The sequence below is a fragment of the Nostoc sp. genome (assembly GCF_036917615.1).
In the GTDB taxonomy this organism is placed as follows: Bacteria; Cyanobacteriota; Cyanobacteriia; order Cyanobacteriales; family Nostocaceae; genus Nostoc.
On the sequence record NZ_JBALCZ010000045.1, the window covers coordinates 42,594 to 57,649 of the forward strand.

Consider the following 15,056-nt stretch of genomic DNA (forward strand, 5'->3'; position numbering starts at 1 on the left):
CTACGAGATGCTTTCTGGTTTTACAGTCTTGTGTATTGAATTGGGGCATTAGGCACTTGTATTGAGCGAAGCCGTAAAGCCTGCGGCATAGCTACGCTTAGGGCGCAGCCTCTCGTAGAGAAGTATTGGCCAAACAGGGCATGGTTATTTTCCTTGTCCCCTTGTCCCCTTGTCCTCTTGTCCCCCTTGTTCTCTTCAGTGAGGTTTAATAGTTAATGGTGGAAGTGTTGAGATTTATTAAGAAGAGATTATGAAATATTGGCGACTACTAGCTAGCTTTGTCTTAGCTATGGTTCTTTTTTTGTTTCCCCTATCGGCGCAAGCTGCAAGTTCTTCCAGTATTACCCGTTCTGTGGGTAATGATGAACTTAAGGGCAAGGATTACTCTGGTCAAAGTTTAATTGGCACTGAGTTTACCAATCTAAAATTAGAGAATGCTAATTTTAGCAATGCTGACTTACGTGGTGGCGTGTTTAACGGTACCCTATTGGAGGGAGTAAATCTGCATGGTGCTGATTTTAGTGAAGGCATAGCCTATCTAACAAGGTTTAAGGATGCTGATTTAAGTGATGCTGTATTGACCGATGCAATGATGCTGCGTTCTACTTTTGATGGCGTAGATATCACTGGTGCTGATTTTACGAATGCAATTTTAGATGGGACGCAAGTGAAAAAACTTTGTGTTAAGGCAAGTGGTGTGAATTCTAAAACTGCTGTGGATACTCGCAAGTCTTTAGGATGTAAGTAGACTTTCACCCCTTCTTCGCTGCTGGAGAGGGGGATATTATTTTAACTAATTACGAATTACGTAGCTTGCTTCTCGCGCCTTGGCGAGTATTACTAATTACGAATCAAGTGCAGCGATCGCTAGTGATATGCTTCTCTTAAAAAGTTTGCATAATTTGCCCGAACCGTCATAGTAGTTGGATGACTTACACCTAAAGTCCGTTCACAAATTGTTAAAGCTTGCTCAAACAAGGGTTTGGCTTTCCTGTGGCGTCCTCTATGACGGTAGAGTGCTGCTAGATTGTTCAGACTAATAGCAACATCGGGATGGTTGTCTCCCAGCAGGCGTTTACTCAGTTCTAAAGCTTGCTTATACAAGGGTTCGGCTTCGCTGTATCGTCCTGTAGATTCGTAGAGTTGTGCTAAATTGTTCAGGCTAGTGGCAACATCAATATGTTCTTCTCCCAGCAGGCGTTTTCTCAGTTCTAAAGCTTGCTTAAACAAGGGTTCGGCTTCGCTGTAGCGTCCTGTATAACAGTACAATGCTGCTAAATTGTTCAGGCTAGTGGCGACATGGGGATGTTCTTTTCCCACTAGGCGTTTCCACAGTTCTAAAGCTTGCTGATATAAAGGTTCGGCTTCGCTATAGCGTCCTGTAGATTCGTAGAGTAATCCTAAATAGCTCAGGCTAGTGGCAACATCGGTATGTTCTTCTCCCAGCAAGCGTTTTCTCAGTTTTAAAGCTTGCTCAAGCAAGGGTTCGGCTTCCTTGTAGCGTCCTGTAGATTCGTAGAGTAATCCTAAATTGTTTAGGCTAGTGGCGACATCGAGATGGTTGCCTCCCAGCAGGCGTTTTCTGAGTTCTAAAACTTGCTGATATAAGGCTTGGGCTTCGCTGTAGCGTCCTGTAGATTCATAGAGTCCTGCTAATTTGTTCAGACTAGTAACGACATAGGAATGTTCTAAACCAAGACGATTTTGAGTCAGTTCTATACACTGTTGCAACCAAGTTTCTGCTTGCTGATAAAGTCCTTGACTTTGATAAAACCAGGCTAATTTGGTAAACAGAGTGATTAGATTTTCATTGCCTAGATACTGGGATAGATGGGTTGCAACTTCTATAATGTGCGGGATATGTGGAGTAAGGTTAAGAATATCTTCAGGGTTAGGCTGTTGCGGAATTAGCTTTGCTACCTCTAACATCATCGCTGCAAATTTAGTTTTTACTTCATCCGCCTCACTTGACTTATCCAACTTAATTTGGATAAGTTGCCTAATCAGTGGATTTAGCTGATAAATTCCTTTACTTTTCTGTTGTAGCAAATGCAATTCCAGTAAATCGGCTATGGCTTTTTCATTGAGTTGTTGTTTTTTCTTATCTTCTGTCGTCTCAACAGATAAGGGAATATCAGCTAAGGCACACAAACTTAGTAAACAGCCAAAGCTTTGTGCATTCTCATCGAGCTGTTCCCAACTCAATTCAAAAGCTTCAGCTACACCATATTCATAAGGCATCAATGAGTTAGCATTGACTACTGCTTCATGTTCCAGTCGCTTTTTCTCTAGCTTCTTCAACAGTGTTTCCAAAGACAAATCTGGCATTTTATCCAGATATTGCCCCACTAACTCTAACGCTAAAGGTAAATATCCCAAAAATTTACAAATTCTTCTGGCAACCCAAGCTTCTTGTCGCAGTCGTTCCCGAACCACTAGCGATTTTAATAATTTCATCGCCGCTAATGGTTTGAGAACATCCAATTCGCTATTATATTTAGCGCTCAGGTAAACTTGTAACTTTTCTAGTTTGCCCCGACTGTTGGAAATAGTTAATTCAGGATAATTCTGGGCGAACTTGCCATATACCTCACGCATTAACTTTCTGAAAGCAGTAACATCAACGTTTAATTTCTTGGCAAGTTTAGCTTCACTTTTATCTAAGTTTTCAGTATTAAAATATTTTACAAAAGCTGCCGTTTGCTTTAGAGATAAGCTATGAGTAGCAGCTTCTTTGGCTAAAAAATTAACCCATTGCATAAATGGCTTATGATACTTATTTTTAATTCTACTTTGTCTCCATTTGGAAAGCTTCTGTCTTCGGGTAAAAATACCATTTGCATAGAAACATTTAAAAGCAGTGGTTGCGGTTAGACATCGCCACTTGAGCCTTTGAACCTCGACGTTGAGCCTTTGAACCTCAAGTTTCGAGTTTTAGTACTCAAAATGGCTATGCGATGCCTAACGGCAAGCCGCTGCGCGTCTACGCTCCTAAACTTTAAATCACAACTGTTGTGTGGCATCAATTATTGCTTGCAGTTGGGTAAAGATTTTCACAAGCGAAGCGTTATGGTGTAGTCTTGGTAGAAAGGTGCAGCAGCTACGCCCGTCGTAGACATCGCGTAGTGTGCTGGAGGCGATCGCTAGCGATATGTTTCTCTTAAAAAGATTGCATAATTTCCCCTTACTGTCATTGTATTGGGATGAGCTACACCTAAAGTATGTTCAGAAATTGTCAAAGCTTGCTCAAACAAGGGTTTGGCTTCGCTGTATCGTCCTGTAAATTTGTAGAGTAATGCCAGATTGTTCAGGCTATTGGCGACATGGTGATGATTGTCTCCTAGTAAGCGTTTTCTCAATTCTAAAGCTTGCTGATACAGGGGTTCGGCTTCGCTGTAACGTTCTGTAGAACCGTAGACTAATGCAAGATTGTTTAGGCTAGTGGCGACATCGGGATGGTTGTCTCCCAGTAAACGTTTTCTCAATTCTAAAGCTTGCTGATATAGGGGTTCGGCTTCGCTGTAACGTTCTGTATAACGGTAAAGTTCTGCGAGATTGTTCAAGCTAGTGGCGACATCGGGATGGTTGTCTCCCAGTAAACGTTTTCTCAATTCTAAAGCTTGCTGATATAGGGGTTCGGCTTCGCTGTAGCGTTCTGTATAACGGTAGACTTCTCCGAGATTGTTCAGGCTAGTTGCAACATCGGGATGGTTGTCTCCCAGTAAGCATTTTCTCAGTGACAAAGCTTGCTGATATAGGGGTTCAGCTTTGCTGTAACGTCCTGTAGATTCGTAGAGTATTGCGAGATTGTTCAGGCTAATAGCGACATCGAGATGGTTGTCTCCCAGTAAGCGTTTTCTCAGTGACAAAGCTTGCTGATATAGGGGTTCGGCTTCGCTGTAGCGTCCTATAGAATGATAGAGTGCTGCGAGATTATTCAGGCTAGTGACGACATCGGGATGGTTGTCTCCCAATAAGCGTTTGCTCAATTCCAAAGCTTGCTCAAACAAGGGTTTGGCTTCGCTGTAGCGTCTTGTAGATTTGTAGAGTCCTGCGAGATTATTCAGGCTAGTGAGAACATCGGGATGGTTGTCTGGCAGTAAACGTTTAGTCAGTTCCAAAGCTTGCTGATACAAGGGTTCGGCTTCGCTGTCCCGTGCTGTAGATATGTAGAGTCCTGCGAGATTGTTCAGGCTAGTGACGACATCGGGATGTTCTAAACCAAAACGATTTTCAGCTACCTCAATACATAGTTTGTACCAAGGTTCTGCTTGCTGATAAAGTCCTTGACCGTTATAAAACCAGCCTAAGCCTGTGAAAGGCCAACTTAAATCCTCATCACTGAGATACTGGGAAAGATGGGTTGCAATTTCTGCAATGTGGGGGATAGCGAGAGTGAAGTTGAGAATATCTTCAGGGTTAGGCTGTTGAGGAATTTGCTTTGCCACCTCTAACATCATGGCTGCAAAGGCAGTTTTTACCTTATCTGCCTCACTTGACTCATCCAACTTTATTTGGAAAAATTGTCGAATCAGTGGATGTAACCGATAAATTCCCTGACTTTGCGATTGTATTAGATGCAGTTTCTGCAACTGGGCTATAGCTTTTTCCCAGAATTCTTGTTCATCGTCATTTTCTATCGCCTCAACAAATAACGGAATGTCAGCCAAGGCATACAAACTCAGCCAACAGCCAAAGCTTTGTGCATTCTCATCCAATTGTTCCCAACTCAATGCAAAAGCTTCAGTAACGCCATATTCATAACACATCAATGGGTTAGCCTTGGCTACTGCTTCGTGTTCCAGTCGCTTTTTCTCTAGCTGCTTCAGCAGTGTTTCCAGAGACAAATCTGGCATTGTATCCACATATCGCCCCACTAACTCTAATGCCAAAGGCAAATATCCCAAGAATTTACAAATTCTTCTGGCAACCCAAGCCTCGCTTTTAAGTCCTTCCCTATCAACTAGCGATTTTAATAATTTCATCGCCGCCAATGGTTTGAGAACACCCAAACGTAATTGCGGCAGGATAATATCAAATTCCTGACGCGTTGTCAGCAATACTTTAAACCGGGGTGATTCTGGGGGGAGATAAGGCTGAACCTGTTTTTTGTAGTCGCTGACATCATCAAACACCAGCAGTACTTCACCTTCTTGCCAATTATCCCAGCAGTATCGAAGCCTATCTGCTAATTCCCAATCGTCCGGTGCAATGATGTTGAATTTTAATTCAAAAAATCTGAGAATCTGAATTCCGACATCAATACCCTGTGCAGATAACCAGCAAACCCCACCCTGATAATTCTGCAAATACTGTTTGGCGTATTGGGTAGCGAGTTCAGTTTTACCTACACCACCCATACCCGCCCCAGCGACAATGGCAACTTGCCCAGATATTTGTAATGAGGAGTGCAGGTTTTGTAGTTCCGCCTCACGTCCCACAAATTTTTCCAATGGGACACCAGGGGGAATATTTTGATGAATTTCTTTTATTGTGGTGTGGGCAGCGTTCGACTGACTTGTACTGAGCATCTCGACTTCTCTACGAGACGCTACGCGTAGCTTGCTTCCCCGTAGGGGTACGCTCGATGGAGCCGTTGCCGTTGGCGCAGCCTCTTGTAGAGAAGTAGCGCTCACGCCGAAGTCTTGCCTGCGATTATATTTTGCGCTCAGGTAAGCCCGTAACTTTTCTAGTTTGCCCCGACTCTTAGAAGTCCCTAACTCAGGACAACTCTGGGCAAACTTGTCATACACCTTAGTCATCAGCTTTTTGAAAACACCAATACTGATATTCAATTCGCTGGCAAGTTTCACCTGACTCTTACCTAAGTTTTCATTCTTCAAACGCTCTACAAAAGCTGCCGTTTGCTCTGGAGATAAGTTATGAGTAGCAGCTTCGTTGGCTAGAAAATCAACCCATTGCATAGACAGCTTGTGAGATTTCTTCTCGATTCTACTTAATTTCTACCCATTTCTAGGGAATCTCCTCTTCTTCTGGCAGAAATACCATTTCCATAGAAAGATTTAGAAGAGGTTCCAGCCGTGAAAACTGCCTTAAAAACTCCAGTCAACTCCAATTAAACCACCCAAACTTCGCAATTAATCCCCGCCTCGCCAACATCGGTAGAGAATCCATCTACTTGGATGCGAGATGGATACAGTCTCACTAAAATCATCCTCGCGGCTGCAATTTTAACTTCATTGTCGATTGGGGGAATTGCCAGTATGATTGTGGCGATTACGGAACCTCAATGTTGAACCTTTGAGGTTGACAGTTGAGCGTTTGAACCTCAACGTTGAGCCTTTGAGGCTGACAGTTGAGCGTTTGAGGCTGACGATTGAGCCTTTGAGGCTGATAGTTGAGCCTTTGAACCTCAAGTTTCGAGTTTTGTACTCAAAATGGCTATGCGATCGCTCTATTTTTCACTGTACTTTAGATATAAGAGGGTAATTGCACGTTGTCAATTAGTATAAAAATCGAACCGCAGAGGCGCAGAGGACACGGAGAAAGAGATTAAGAGGGAGCGATCGCTGTTTGAGGTTACAATTTGGAGGCGATCGCTGTTAAAATTTGAACTACAACTGTTGTGTGGCATCAATTATTGCTTGCAGTTAGGTAAAGATTTGTATAAGTGAAGGGTTATGGTGTGATTTTGGGAGAAGGGGTGCGATCGTTAGCGATATGCTTCTTTTAAAAAGCTTGCATAATTTCCCCGAATCCTCATAGTAGTAGGATGACCTATACCTAAAGTCTGCTCAGAAATTGCCAAAGCTTGCTGAAACAGGGGTTCGGCTTCGCTGTAGCGTCCTGTAGAACCGTAAAGTAATGCGAGATTGTTCAGGCTATTGGCGACATGGGGATGGTTTTCTCCCAATAAGCGTTTTCTCAGTTCCAAAGCTTGCTGAAACATGGGTTCGGCTTCGCTGTAGCGTTCTGTAGAACGGTAGAGTAATGCGAGATTGTTTAGGCTAGTGGCGACATCGGGATGGTTGTCTCCCAGTAAGTGTTTTCTCAGTTCCAAAGCTTGTTGAAACAAAGGTTCAGCCTCGTCGTAGCGTTCTGTAGAAAAGTAGAGTTCTGCCAGATTGTTCAGACTAGTGGCGACATCAGGATGATTGTCCCCCAGCAGGCGTTTTGTCAGTTCTAAAGCTTGCTTATACAAAGGTTCGGCTTCACTGTAGCGTCCTGTAAAACGGTAGAGTGCTGCCAGATTGTTCAGGCTAGTGGCAACATCAGGATGGTTGTCTGCGTGTAAGCGTTTTGTCAGTTCTAAAGCTTGTTGAAACAGTGGTTCAGCTTCGTTGTAGCATCCTGTACAACGGTAGAGTTCTGCCAGATTGTTTAGGATAGTAGCGATACGGGGATGGTTTTCTCCCAGTAGGTGTTTTTTCAGTTCCAAAGCTTGTTGAAACAGTGGTTCAGCTTCATTGTAGCGTCCTGTACAACGGTAGAGTTCTGCCAGATTGTTCAGGCTAGTGGCGACACGGGGATGGTTTTCTCCCAGTAGGCGTTTGACCAGTGCCAAAACTTGCTGCATCAGGGGTTCAGCTTCGTTGTAGCGTCCTGTAGAACGGTAAAATGTTGCCAGATTGTTCACGCTAGCCGCGACATTGAGATGTTCTAAACCAAGACGATTTTTAGTGACTTTTTCACACTGCTGCAACCAAGGTTCTGCTTGCTGATAAAGCCCTTGACTCGACGTTGAGCCTTTTTGCTCGAACGTTGAGCCTTTTTACTCGAACGTTGAGCCTTTTTGCTCGAACGTTGCACCTTTTTGCTCGAACGTTGCACCTTTTTGCTCGAACGTTGAGCCTTTTTACTCAAACGTTGCACCTTTTTACTCGAACGTTGAGCCTTTGAATCTTAAATTTGGAATTTGGTACTCAAAACAGCTAGTTAAATACTAGACCTCTTGCAAAAGTCCCTAACACCCCACCCCCAACCCCTCCCCGCAAGCGGGGAGGGGAGACAAAGCGTAGCTTTGGCGGGGTGGGGTTCTTATTTTTGATTTATGCAAGAGGTCTACTGTATTCCTCCTGCCTCCTGTCTCCTCACACTAAGGTGACCGATTTAACACCCACTTCAACCACTGCCCAAAGGAACTTACAAGATTCAACTTTTGAACTTCAGGCGCACGGGCGACGGCGAGTCCATCAATGGCGACTAATGCGGCATACTGCAAGCCCAAGAAACTATCAACTGCTGCATAAGGGCCACCTAAAGTAATAGCCCCAGCACCATACATTTGACCTTTATCACTACGCATTTCTACTAATTCAAAATTGTTCGCTACAGCCAATCGCCCAAGATGATTCACTGGCAGGTTGTAATGTTTCACTAAATCTGCTAAGAGGGGATTAGTATCTACCTTGGCATCCAGTCCAGTAGCATCAACAATAAAGTCAGCTAGCAACTTCATTTCCCCAAAGCTTTGCTCTCGGATACGGGTAACAGTCCGGTTTTGGGCATCTCGTTCTACATCCAAAACCTCTCCGAAGGTAATTTGATACCAACCTTCGCTGATGCCTTGGGCAGTAATTTGCTGCCAGTCGTGGCGGTCGGCGGTGGTAGTTCCACCCCAGTCTGCTAGTAAACGCTTGCGTTCATCAGGACTTGCTTTTTCTAACATTGCCCGGAGTTCGCCGCCCCAACAAGCTTTTGGCCAGTTAAAGGGTTGAAATTCGTAATGATTTTTGACTAGGCGCTGGGTATTTTGAAATTTGTTGCCTTGGGGTTTAGGCGATCGCATTAAATGCAAAACTGCAATATTCCGATTTCGTTTTCTCGCTTCATAAATCCGCTGCACAATTCGCGAAGCCACAATTCCCCGTCCACGAATCAATACCGTACCACCTTGTTGCTCTAGTTGTTCATAAACATGATCGTGGGCTTCATAAGCATTGACGACAGATTTAAAATCTTGATATTTTTCCCTATAAGCTTGCAAATCTGGGAGAAACTGAATTGCTGGATACCCAGTAGCTAAATGTAAATAACGAGTAACTAAAAAAGCATAATTTCCTGGGCCGCGAGAATAGGCTACGCAATATCTGCCGTCATCAGTTTTGCGAATTACCCTAACTCGCCCATAGCGATAAATTTGATTCCAGCCAATGCGCTTCGCCTCCCGGTCTATGGAATCAAAGACATTACCCGCACGGGGAGTATAAGTTTCTGCAAATGTTGGTTCAGCAAACACTTGCCACAAATACTTGAATGCTGATTTCATCTGTCCCTTGGTGAAATCGTGCCAAGCCTCACGCAAGGCATAACTTGGCCAGCCCCAAATATTATCAGGACAAGAGTCAGAATTAGAACGCAGTCTTTCATGTAAGGGAATTTGCGAATTTAGACACAGGCGCTTGTAACGAGCATAAGGCTGCGCCTCTAATCCCAAAGCCACAATCTTCTCAGCATGCACACCACTAATTCGCAGCAAATCAGCCCAAAAAAAGCTACCCAGTCCCGCCCCGATCGCTAGATAATCGGATTCATCTACTGGCAATCCCGTAGCATGAAGTGCTTGCACAGCGACTTTTTGTGCCCCAAACGCTAATGGCGGGAAATTACTTGCCAAGGGCGTTAGCGGCTGAACTACAGGCAATCTGGGGTCTGGGAGATTGGTATTTGCGTTAAAGTGAATCGTTGAAGGGGGGCTGGTATCTGGTTCAGAGGCGCTAGCAGCAAATGTCACCATTATCACATAGGGGCCCATTTGCAACGTATCGCCATTAGCTAGAACACTGCGCGTTTGTGGTTGACCATTGACATACACACCGTTAACGCTACCTTGGTCAATCACCACCAGATGGTCTTGTTCCCAGTCAATTAGGGCATGGTAGCGAGAAACTTCGTTACTGTTAAGCAGCATCCTAGAAACCCGCACTTCCCTGAGTTCAGCAGGTAAGCGAGCGAATTCTCGACCAAAAGCGATCGGCATACTCAACATTGGTTCTCGCCGTTCTCCCGTCGCTGGATCTTCCCAACTCAATTTAATTTGTAAGTCATTAGTCATTAGTCATTAGTCATTAGGCACTTGTACTGAGCGTAGTCGTAAAGCCTGCGGCATAGCTACGCTTAGGGCGCAGCTTCTCGTAGAGAAGTATTGGGTATTGGGCAAACAGGGCATGGTTATTCTCCTTGTCCCCTTGTCCCCCCCTGCTCCCCCTGCTTCATCAACTACTCGGTGCTACTAACACACTCACAGCCGCCGCCAAAGATGTCCCACACCAACGACAGCCAATTTGTAGATTTTCTCCTGGGGAAACTTTATGACATTTGGGGCATTCTAAGCCATAAACTCCTGGGGGTGTTGGTGGATGCGGTGGCAGCAAAATTGTTGCTGGAATGCTACCCGTGGAAATACTAGTAACCTTGAGTTTTATTTGTCCCAAACAGATACTAGCACCCTCAGTTAAAGGCATTTCACCTTGGACTAATTGCTGTCCATTGACAATGGGGGGATTTTGCGATCGCAAATTCCTGATATAAAAGCGCTGTTGCTGGTGATGAAAAAAGATTTCAACGTGCAGACCAGAGACAGTGGGGTGACTCAGAACAATATCGCACCGGAGTGGATCGCGACCGATGCGGACAGTGCCAGGATTTTGACTTGGCTGTTGTTCGTAAATGTTCTGAGTTCTATCTTGACCTGCATCGTGCCACTGTAAAGTCAGTGCGTTCATTGTTCTAACTTCGTAACTCGTATTTAGCTACTTCAACTTCTTTCTGTGCGATTCCTAACACGATTGAGTAAGTGCAAGCAAGTATTTAGAAAAAATTTCCATAAGCTTTATTTCGCTGACGCTAATTTATCAGCAATGCGTGTAGTCTCTGGCAGCCGATATTTTGGCGTGCAGCGTAATACATAGTCAATTGCTGTAGGTAAACTAATTCGATGGCCACTGGAGATGTACAGAGGTTTTACTCCGGTGCGTGTGCGTAAAACTGCCCCAATGGTTTCACCCTTATATATCAGTGGTTGCGTGCTGCCTTTGGTTTGGGGCAATTCTTCATACTTGCCTACCAACAACGACTTAGCTACACCAATTGTTGGCATATCTATAAGTAACCCTAGATGGCTAGCTATACCTAATCTGCGGGGATGGGCAATTCCTTGACCATCACACAGGATGATATCTGGTGTTATTTTAATTTTCTCCAAAGCATCAAGAACAGCTGGGATTTCCCGAAATGAGAGGAAACCAGGAATGTAGGGAAAGGAAGTAGGACGGTGTGCTAGGCTCGTCTCAATTACTTGCAAATCAGGAAAACTCAGGACTGCGACAGCTGCACGGCTAATTGTTCCATCGGCTTCAAAACCCATATCTACTCCAGCAACATACTGGATAGGTTCTTGCAGTTGATCCTCAGTAATTACCTGATCTCGGAACTTTTCTTGGATAACTATGGCTTCCTCCAGCGTTGAGGGCCAAGCATAATCTTGATAAATCTTCATGTTTTAATGGGGAATTAAATTGATTGATATCAATCTTGGGAATTTTTGATATTGATGCAGTCAAAATATATTTTTTGCAAAACTCTATGAAAGACTATCTTTATACTAGATATTTTAACCCTGGTTAGTTGATATCTTGCATGAGAATGTTACTTAAGGCTGTCGAGAGGGAACCCTGAGAATATAAGTTTATTTTCCCAGATTTTCTCTTTTACTGGTTATGACACAGCCGAATATTCTGGAACTTGCAAAACAGGGAGATACCCAGGCGATCGCATCTCTGATGAACCGCCATCTATACCCCAAAGGGATCACTGCAAAAGTTGCCTTCCAAGATGCTTGCTTAGAGGTAATCCTAGAATCTGCTGAAGTACCAAATCAGCAAATTTTAGTTGCATTTATCCGTAAAGGGTTAACGGCTTTAGGGGCTGTATCTGTTGAAATAGTGAAAGTTTATGGACAACAAATAGGTAAAGAGTTTCCAGCTTGGAGTAAAGAGTTTGATTTGGGCATAGCAGAAGCTCAAATAGAAGGAGTAGATGATGAACAGTCTTCTAGTAATCCTCAAATTCTAACTATTTCTATTAACTTCAGTGGCGATACTGCACAGGAATTAACAAACCAAGATTTTGAATTTATTGCTAATCAAATAAGTACTGATATTTTATCATCTTGTACTGACGTTTTTATTCAAAAAGTAAGTATTAGTAATGGTAGTTCTGTTATTACAAAGGAACGTTAGGATTGAATTTCCTTTACACAGAGATGCAGAGAAAGAGTCTAAATTCGGTATTTTTGTAATAAATGTAACAGATTTAATCTAAATTTTAAATATATAACTTTAAAATTTTTGAAAATGTTGCTTTATCGTGTAAATGGGGAATCCTAAGATAGACGATAGTTTATCAGTTTTTTACATTTATTGATTATGACACAGCCGAATATTCTGAATGTTACTAAGCAAAAGCTACAAAAATTTTACTGGACTTTATGGTTTCCTTATCCTAGTTCTTGGTTAAAAGTATTGATTTTGGCTCTATTTTTGAGAGTTATTATATTTGTAGTTAATAATACTGGAAAGGTAGGCTACCGTATCGCCTATTTTGTCAACAGTCCGGAATTATTTTTTATATTTACAATACTGTTACTCCTATCTCCAATTCCTATAATTTCTTTTACTCATCACTGCTTACACTTGCTCATTAGTAGGTTTCTATCAGAAATTCAAGCACCTGAAATAGGTAAAACACAAGGATTATTACCAGGAATAATGAGTTGGTGGGAAGGATTGTATGCTTGGCTTGTAATTGCAATTTCTACACTGATAACAGCTTTGTTTTCTATAATACTCCTATCCTTATTTAATCCTATTTACGCCAGACCAATTGAATACTATACACAAATGCAAAATATTAGTAATAATTTAATATTAATATTGGGACTGTTCTATATTTCTAGTGGGGCATTAACTTATCAAATTGAATATTTGGTAAGACACCGAATTATATCTGCTTATTCTGAGAATAAAAAAATAGATACAAGTAAATCTAACACTGATTTAAAGGTAGATAAACAACTCAATAGATTGCGTGGGAAAATGGGTGTACACAAAATGAAATCAAATATCTTATCAAATGATGAAAAAACTATAATTATCAATAATCAATATAAATCTCGCAATTTAAATAAAAATTGGCTGTTTATCTTTTTGATATTTTCAATTGCTGTAGGAATATACTTTTATTCAAAATCCGTGGAAATATTTCCCATAACCTCTAAAATTTCAATACAAATCCCATCAAAGTCTGTATTAGTTACACCCTCACCAGTGACTTCAGAATCGCCGGCTGTGTTACTGAAAACCGATACATTCCGAGAAGCAGTAAGGAAAGCAATTAATGCAGCTAACCTTACTCAATTAGCAAAATCTTCAGATGATTGGAAGATAGTTATGAGTCAGTGGGAAGGTGCGATCGCACTTATGAAAACTGTGCCATCTTCCAGCCAAAATTATGTAGTAGCTCAACAAAAAATTAGAGAATATCAGAAAAATCTCAACTACGCTGAGAAAAATTCCATTAGTAATAAAAAAAGCGATCGCCCCTGAAAGCTAAACTAGAAAAAGCAGCGCGTAGGCGTAGCCCGTCGTAGACATCGCTCTGATTTTCACCTATCCTGATGAAATGCGATATTTCAACAGTTTCGATTTGTACACAATGCTCAAGAGCAAAATCCTGTAGAAGATTTTTGTTTACAGAGCAAAAACTTCTTGAGAAAATTTTGGATGATATGCAAATCTTTTACTGTTGTCAAATGGCTATTTAAGTTTTTTATCAATCATCAAGAATTTGATTTTCCGAAGTTGCATCAGTATGTACCCTGTTCGGATCTCAAATAGGATTCCTATATCCCTAATCTATCAAATAATCTGTCGTTCTACACAAGAGGAGATTTTAAAGCTCTATCGAGGTAATGGCCTAGCGCCGATGTATTAAAAGTCTTTCAAGTGCAGGTGATTTTCAAGGTAGGAGTCCGTCAGATCAAACTCAGGAATTAAGCTATCTTCTGGCTCATCGTAAATGATCTTATCCAGAGAATTTTCAGCTTGATGCAGTTCAAAGAAGATATCATCCAATATCTCGTTGTTTTGCTGGAATCAGATGCGATATCCTCTAAATTAGAAGACAGTAAATAGACTGTTGAGGCTGTTATCTATCACGCAAAAGCACAATAACATGGCTTTTTCTCAGGAATTTCAGCGCTATCGGAGCGTGCGCTCCCTGGATATGCTCCCAGCTTTAGTTAGTTCCATCCTCCTACACTGTATTTTACTGATAGGGAGCAAATATTGGCTCACAGCATTTACGCCTGAGCCTAAGCAAGAGATTCCAATTGAGGTAGTTGAAGTTTATCCCAATGAAACACACATACCCCAAAAAAGCTCATTCCGGGCTACTAAAGATTCAATTGCAGGTGGTAAAGCTTTACCGAAAAAACCTGTTTCTGCTGTGAAGTCAGCTAATTCAGATACACATAAGTCCTCTAACAAGAGTCCTTTTGACTCAACAGCCTTATCTTCAGCAGAGGTATTCCGGCCAGAACCAAGGCAGCAGAAAGCAGAATCACCAAATCTATCTCCTCAACAACCCAAAGTTGAGCCAACAGCGATCGCAAAAGCAACTATACCACCTATACCACCAGCACTCAAACCACAGCCAACAGCGATCGCAAGAGCAACTATACCACCAGTACCCAAAGTTAAGCCAACTGCGATCGCAAGAGCAACTATACCACCAGCACCGAAAGTTGAGCCAACAGCGATTGCAAAAGCTATACCATTAGCACCGAAAGTTGAGCCAACAGCGATCGCAAGAGCAACTATACCACCAGCACCGAAAGTTGAGCCAACAGCGATCGCAAGAGCTATACCATTAGCACCCAAAGTTGAGCCAACAGCGATTGCAAGAGCAACTATACCACCAGTACCCAAAGTTGAGCCAACTGCGATCGCAAGAGCAACTATACCACCAGCACCGAAAGTTGAGCCAACAGCGATCGCAAGAGCTATACCATTAGCACCCAAAGTTGAGCCAACAGC

11 protein-coding genes and 1 pseudogene are annotated in these 15,056 nt (G+C 42.5%); 5 read left to right on the plus strand and 7 right to left on the minus strand.

Translation table 11 applies throughout. The features are described 5' to 3' along the window. The first annotated feature begins 250 nt into the window (after positions 1 to 250). Complete coding sequence (locus V7K85_RS15260) at positions 251 to 748, plus strand: pentapeptide repeat-containing protein (RefSeq protein ID WP_334814483.1); 498 nt, start codon at positions 251 to 253, stop codon at positions 746 to 748. A 119-nt stretch (positions 749 to 867) separates the two neighbouring features. Here the strand turns inward: V7K85_RS15260 and V7K85_RS15265 are convergent, their stop codons facing one another. Together V7K85_RS15265 and V7K85_RS15270 are read right to left on the minus strand one after the other, a co-directional pair. Continuing rightward, a complete protein-coding gene (locus tag V7K85_RS15265; RefSeq protein ID WP_334814484.1) occupies positions 868 to 2,760 on the minus strand; it encodes a tetratricopeptide repeat protein in 1,893 nt (630 codons plus the stop codon). A gap of 383 nt (positions 2,761 to 3,143) precedes the next feature. Beyond that, a complete protein-coding gene (locus V7K85_RS15270; protein ID WP_334814485.1) occupies positions 3,144 to 5,924 on the minus strand; it encodes a tetratricopeptide repeat protein in 2,781 nt (926 codons plus the stop codon). Between the two features lie 337 nt (positions 5,925 to 6,261). On the opposite strand from V7K85_RS15270, the gene V7K85_RS15275 reads away from it, so the two are divergent. Continuing rightward, complete coding sequence (locus V7K85_RS15275) at positions 6,262 to 6,450, plus strand: hypothetical protein (RefSeq protein ID WP_334814486.1); 189 nt, start codon at positions 6,262 to 6,264, stop codon at positions 6,448 to 6,450. Positions 6,451 to 6,673: 223 nt separating this feature from the next. On the opposite strand, the gene V7K85_RS15280 is transcribed toward V7K85_RS15275, so the two are convergent. The 4 genes from V7K85_RS15280 to nfi all read right to left on the minus strand — a co-directional run bounded on the left by V7K85_RS15280 (position 6,674) and on the right by nfi (position 11,458). Further along, positions 6,674 to 7,663 carry a tetratricopeptide repeat protein gene (locus V7K85_RS15280; protein WP_442940590.1) on the minus strand — a complete coding sequence of 330 codons (990 nt, stop codon included), beginning with the start codon at positions 7,661 to 7,663 and terminating at the stop codon, positions 6,674 to 6,676. A gap of 393 nt (positions 7,664 to 8,056) precedes the next feature. After that, positions 8,057 to 10,015, minus strand: a complete 1,959-nt coding sequence (locus tag V7K85_RS15285; RefSeq protein ID WP_334814487.1) for an FHA domain-containing protein — start codon at positions 10,013 to 10,015, stop codon at positions 8,057 to 8,059. A gap of 160 nt (positions 10,016 to 10,175) precedes the next feature. Continuing rightward, complete coding sequence (locus tag V7K85_RS15290) at positions 10,176 to 10,685, minus strand: FHA domain-containing protein (protein ID WP_334814488.1); 510 nt, start codon at positions 10,683 to 10,685, stop codon at positions 10,176 to 10,178. 107 nt (positions 10,686 to 10,792) lie between these two features. After that, a complete protein-coding gene (gene nfi / locus V7K85_RS15295) occupies positions 10,793 to 11,458 on the minus strand; it encodes a deoxyribonuclease V (protein ID WP_334814489.1) in 666 nt (221 codons plus the stop codon). 220 nt (positions 11,459 to 11,678) lie between these two features. Between nfi and V7K85_RS15300 the strand changes: the two genes are divergently transcribed. Beyond that, entirely contained in the window at positions 11,679 to 12,200 is a 522-nt protein-coding gene (locus tag V7K85_RS15300) for a hypothetical protein (protein WP_334814490.1), read from the plus strand. Between the two features lie 186 nt (positions 12,201 to 12,386). After that, positions 12,387 to 13,565: a hypothetical protein gene (locus tag V7K85_RS15305; RefSeq protein ID WP_334814491.1), complete on the plus strand. Its 1,179-nt coding sequence runs from the start codon at positions 12,387 to 12,389 to the stop codon at positions 13,563 to 13,565. 384 nt (positions 13,566 to 13,949) lie between these two features. On the opposite strand, the gene V7K85_RS15310 is transcribed toward V7K85_RS15305, so the two are convergent. Further along, positions 13,950 to 14,093 (minus strand): hypothetical protein, encoded by a 144-nt coding sequence (locus V7K85_RS15310; protein ID WP_334814492.1) that lies wholly within the window; start codon positions 14,091 to 14,093, stop codon positions 13,950 to 13,952. A gap of 100 nt (positions 14,094 to 14,193) precedes the next feature. Here V7K85_RS15310 and V7K85_RS15315 point away from each other — a divergent pair. Then, positions 14,194 to 15,056 (plus strand): annotated as a pseudogene (locus V7K85_RS15315) (hypothetical protein); the annotation flags it as partial.

Excerpts from the sequence above, each read along its gene's own strand:
- V7K85_RS15260 (WP_334814483.1), top strand. The coding sequence starts at position 251 with ATGAAATATTGGCGACTACTAGCTAGCTTTGTCTTAGCTATGGTTCTT.
- V7K85_RS15265 (WP_334814484.1), bottom strand. The coding sequence starts at position 2,760 with ATGCAATGGGTTAATTTTTTAGCCAAAGAAGCTGCTACTCATAGCTTA.
- V7K85_RS15270 (WP_334814485.1), bottom strand. The coding sequence starts at position 5,924 with ATGCAATGGGTTGATTTTCTAGCCAACGAAGCTGCTACTCATAACTTA.
- V7K85_RS15285 (WP_334814487.1), bottom strand. The coding sequence starts at position 10,015 with ATGACTAATGACTTACAAATTAAATTGAGTTGGGAAGATCCAGCGACG.
- V7K85_RS15290 (WP_334814488.1), bottom strand. The coding sequence starts at position 10,685 with ATGAACGCACTGACTTTACAGTGGCACGATGCAGGTCAAGATAGAACT.
- nfi (WP_334814489.1), bottom strand. The coding sequence starts at position 11,458 with ATGAAGATTTATCAAGATTATGCTTGGCCCTCAACGCTGGAGGAAGCC.
- V7K85_RS15300 (WP_334814490.1), top strand. The coding sequence starts at position 11,679 with ATGACACAGCCGAATATTCTGGAACTTGCAAAACAGGGAGATACCCAG.
- V7K85_RS15305 (WP_334814491.1), top strand. The coding sequence starts at position 12,387 with ATGACACAGCCGAATATTCTGAATGTTACTAAGCAAAAGCTACAAAAA.